3 protein-coding genes are annotated in these 4,243 nt (G+C 62.3%); all 3 read right to left on the bottom strand.

What is annotated here, in order from left to right; genetic code table 11:
• Positions 1–152: 152 nt before the first annotated feature.
• The 3 genes from QMX78_RS20325 to QMX78_RS20315 all read right to left on the bottom strand — a co-directional run bounded on the left by QMX78_RS20325 (position 153) and on the right by QMX78_RS20315 (position 3,719).
• Positions 153–1,079 carry a DUF6607 family protein gene (locus QMX78_RS20325; protein ID WP_282273035.1) on the bottom strand — a complete coding sequence of 309 codons (927 nt, stop codon included), beginning with the start codon at positions 1,077–1,079 and terminating at the stop codon, positions 153–155.
• A 90-nt stretch (positions 1,080–1,169) separates the two neighbouring features.
• Positions 1,170–3,374, bottom strand: a complete 2,205-nt coding sequence (locus tag QMX78_RS20320; protein ID WP_282273033.1) for a TonB-dependent hemoglobin/transferrin/lactoferrin family receptor — start codon at positions 3,372–3,374, stop codon at positions 1,170–1,172.
• Between the two features lie 150 nt (positions 3,375–3,524).
• Positions 3,525–3,719 carry a hemin uptake protein HemP gene (locus QMX78_RS20315; RefSeq protein ID WP_282273037.1) on the bottom strand — a complete coding sequence of 65 codons (195 nt, stop codon included), beginning with the start codon at positions 3,717–3,719 and terminating at the stop codon, positions 3,525–3,527.
• Positions 3,720–4,243: the final 524 nt, after the last annotated feature.

Raw genomic sequence — 4,243 nt, 5'->3', positions numbered from 1 at the left:
CCCTACCACCGTGGCCCCGCTGGGCCGCCCAACCCTCCCCTTTGGCGAAGCCAAGGGGAGGGTTGGGGAGGGGTGGCGCTTAGCCTTGATGTTGCAGCAGCTTCGCGGCTTACGCCGCTCCCACAAGATCAAAAAGGCCAGACAACGCCAACTTACCTGGCCGCTTCCACGTACCTGGCGAACACCGCATCGATCTTGCCGGTATCCAACGCCGCGCCACCCTGGATTTCCTCAGCCTGCTGGAACAGCGGCATGATCATCGCCATGCCATCAAGCTTGGTCTTCAGGTGCACGCCCGGTGCCTTGCCGAGGAAACCATCCCAGCGCTGGCGTACCTGCGCCCAGAACGGTGCGGTGGCAGCCCAGTAGGTCCGCGCCGGAGTGAAGTCCACTTCGGTGGTCTTGATGTAGTCGTTGAAACCGAACTCGCGCGCGATCTCCACCTGGCTGCCGTCCGCATTGCGCTGCACCTTGGTGTTGAACTGCTCGTGGGTCCAGCCGTTCGGGGTCAGCGTGTGCTGGTTCACCACCGCCAGCGCGTTGTAGTCGCTGCGCTTGGTGTATTCGCGGCGCGGCAACGGGCGCCAGCTCAGGTCACTGGTCCAGGTTGGCACATTGTTGTTGTAGCTCCAGCGACCGGTACCGCAATAGCGCGGTGCGTCGCTGACTTCGTAGACGCACTGCGTCCATGCGCCCTTGTTGAGTGCCTCCGGAATCGCCCGCACCGTCCAGGTCTGGTCGGCGGTGAACTCGAAACGCTGCGGCGCTTCGTAGACCCAGTCCTGGCGCCAATGCTTGGTGACATGGCCGCTCTTGGTATCCACCAACAGATGCTGCAGCACGATGCGCTGCGGTGTGTCTTCAACCACGATCACCACTTCGTCACCACCGCTGCGCATCGCCGACGCACGTTCGTAACCGGGCTTGAGCAGCACGGTTTCATCGAAGGCGAAGTCCACCGTGTACTCACCCTGCATCTTCAGGATGCTGTCGTGGTCACGGGCGATATCGGCAGTGGCGGCGCTGGCAGCAGTGCTGACGAAAAACAGCAGCGGCAGGCTGGCGGAAAGCAGTTTCATGGGTTTTCCTTGTGCGAATGGAAGGGATGGCCATCCATGGCCACGATGCGTTCCTTCGCCGGCTCCTGGAGGAACCGCTAACGTCTTTGCTTACCAGGACACCGAGACGCTGGCCGAAACGGTGCGACCCGGGTTGCTGAAGCGATCAATCACGGTGCTGCTGCCGGCCAGCGTCGAGGTGATGCTGGACCAGTCGATGTAGTTGCGATCAGTCAGGTTGAACACGCCGACATTGAACTTGGCGCCCGGCGCGAAGTTCCAATGCGCCATCAGGTCCATCACCCCGTAACCGGCCGGACGGTACGCCGTGGCCACCGCAACGCGGTCCTTGCGGCGCGCAAACGTGCCGGCCAGCTCAACGCCCCAGTCATCGCGGTCGTACATCAGACCGAGCGTACCGCGCAGCGGATCCACCGAATCCAGCGGCGTGTCTTCAGTGCGGTTCTGTCCATGCGCCCATGCCACCGCGCCGCGCAGGCCCCAGCCCTTCAACGCATCACTGACCTGGCCGAAATCCACACCGGCCTTCAGCTCCGCACCATAGATGCGCGCATCGGCGATGTTCTGCGACTGGAACACCATCAGGCCCTGTGCATTGACGCCGACATAGCGCTGCGATTCGATGAAGTCGCGGTAGTCGTTCCAGTAGCCGCTGACGCTCATGTAAGCGACCGGGCTGACATAGCGCACGCCCAGCTCCACACCATTGCTGGTTTCCGGCTTCAGGTCCGGGTTGGGGATGGCGGTGTAATTAAAGGTCAGATTGGTGAAGCCAAGATTGACATCGTTGTACGGCGGCGAACGGAAGCCATGCGCGTAGCCAGCAAACACCGACCACTGATCATCGAAGCGCCACACCACGCCCAGCTTCGGCGAGACACTGGTCTTGGTCAGCGAGGCTACCGCCATGTCCGGGTTGTCCTCCCTGAAGATGCTGTCCACTTCAGGCTTGAGCCGGTAATGGTCAACGCGCAGGCCGGGCACCACCGACAGGCGGCCGTCGGCCAGGCGCATTTCGTCCTGCAGGTACAGACCGAGTTCTGTGGTCTTGGTGATCGGGAAATCGCGCACCGGGAAGTTGTCCGGCGAGATGTTGGAGCTGACGGTGCCGTTGGCCAGCACCTGGTAACCATCGCGCTTCTGGCGGATGTCGGTGACCGCGCCATCGAAGCCCCAGGTCAGCGCATGCGTGACCGAGCCGGTCTCCAACGCCTTGTTGAACTGCAGCTGCGCACCGTAGACGCGCTGGTCGAAATGGAAGGCGCGATGACGGCGGCTGCCATTGGTCCGGCCTTCGTCGGTGACCTGTTTGGTTTCGCTGTTCTGGCTGTAGACCTGCCAGTTCAGGCTGTCTGCGAAGGCGGCATCCAGCGCATCCATTTCATGGGCGAAGGACAACCGGGTGCGGTTCTGTGTGTCATGCGCCCTCATGCTGGTGGTGGTGCGCGACGCCGCAACCGGATGCTCGTCGTTGACCGAGGAGAACACGTCGGTATCGGTGCTGTCCTCGTTGCCTTCCACGGTCAGGCGGAAGCGCTGGCTTTCGTCCGGGGCATATACCAGCTTGGCCAGCACGCTGCGGCCATCGCGTTCCTGCGGGTTCGGCGCGGTGCGGGTGTAGTCCATGCTGCGCACGTCACCCTTGTTGACCGTCTCCTGGCCCTGGTGATGATTGACGTTGACCATGCCGCTCCAACGCTCACCGCCCCACGCTGCGGTGGCACCGGCCAACAGGCCTTTCCACTCGCCGTCATAGCCGAACTTCAGGCCGACATAGCTGTCCTTGCCGTCCTTCAGGTAGTCCGCCGGATCCTTGGTGACGAAGGCCACCACGCCACCAAGTGCGTCGGAGCCGTACAGCGAACTGGCCGGGCCACGCACGATTTCAACGCGCTTGAGCGTTTCCAGATCGGTGAAATTGCGGTTGCTGTTGGCGAAGCTGCCGATATTGAAGCTCTTCGGCATGGCGATGCCATCGGTCTGGATCAGCACGCGATTGGCGTCCAGGCCGCGGATACGGAAACCACCCAGGCCGAAACGGGTAGCGCTGCGGGTCACCGACACGCCCGGCTCGTAACGCACCAGGTCGGAAATATCGTTGGCCAACTGCTTGTCCAGCTGCTCGCGATCGATCACATCGACCGTGGCGGCGACGTCACTGACAGCACGCTCGGTACGGGTAGCGGTGACCTGGACGCGGTCGAATTCATGCACCGCAGGCGCGGCGACGTTCTCTGCACGCGCGGGGGACAGCACCGCCCACAGGGCGGCACTCAAGACAGTTGGACGGATCATGGAAGCCTGGAATCTTGGAGTGGACAAAACCCCTGACAGACAGCCCGGTTGCCGGAGCAACCAGACTGCAGTCAAGGGGGGAGAGAGCCTTGCGTTCCTGGGAGCCAAGCGTGGCAACGCTGGCTGCGGCGAACGCGGCCGTGCAGCGACTTATTTGGTGAGGATCAGCTTGTCGTTGCTGGTGTGCCGCAGGCGATAGAACTTATCGCCGTGCTGGATCACGATCTCGCGTTGGCCCTTGAGCAGGGCGCCGCTATCGACAACGCCATCGACCGGCAACAACTGAACCGGGCGCTGCGGCAGGTGGAGGGTGCGGGGGCGAAGCATAACGGGCTGGGCCGACATCATCGTGATTCCGTGCTGGGGACGGAGTTGATGATAATGATTCTCAATAACGATGCAAGAACTATTTACAACAAGTTCGCAAACAAGCACCTAACCCTGCCAGACAGGGTCATCGTTCCACCCGTAGTGCCGAGCCATGCTCGGCAGGGGCCTCACCGGCCCACCGTCAACGCTGGTGGGAGCGGCGTAAGCCGCGAAGCAGGCAGCACTGAAGCTACCAATATGCCCGCAATCTGATTGATTTCTGGCTTCGCGGCTGACGCCGCTCCTACAAAAGCCGGATCTGCCGTAGTGCCGAGCCATGCTCGGCAAAGGGCCTCACCGGCCCACCGTCAACGCTTGTAAGAGCGGCGTAAGCCGCGAAGCAGGCAGCAGTGAAGCTACAAATACGCCCGCAATCTGATTGATTTCTGGCTTCGCGGCTGACGCCGCTCCCACAGAAGCCAGATCTGCCGTAGTGCCGAGCCATGCTCGGCAAGGGGCTTCACCGGCCAAGCATCACACTTGTGGGAGCGGCGTAAGCC

Source organism: Stenotrophomonas sp. PS02298, from assembly GCF_029959445.1.
GTDB lineage: Bacteria > Pseudomonadota > Gammaproteobacteria > Xanthomonadales > Xanthomonadaceae > Stenotrophomonas.
This window is presented reverse-complemented; position numbering and strand designations above follow the sequence as displayed.

What these genes read in the sequence shown, in the direction of transcription:
- QMX78_RS20325 (WP_282273035.1), bottom strand. Translation starts at nt 1,079, where the DNA reads ATGAAACTGCTTTCCGCCAGCCTGCCGCTGCTGTTTTTCGTCAGCACT.
- QMX78_RS20320 (WP_282273033.1), bottom strand. Translation starts at nt 3,374, where the DNA reads ATGATCCGTCCAACTGTCTTGAGTGCCGCCCTGTGGGCGGTGCTGTCC.
- QMX78_RS20315 (WP_282273037.1), bottom strand. Translation starts at nt 3,719, where the DNA reads ATGTCGGCCCAGCCCGTTATGCTTCGCCCCCGCACCCTCCACCTGCCG.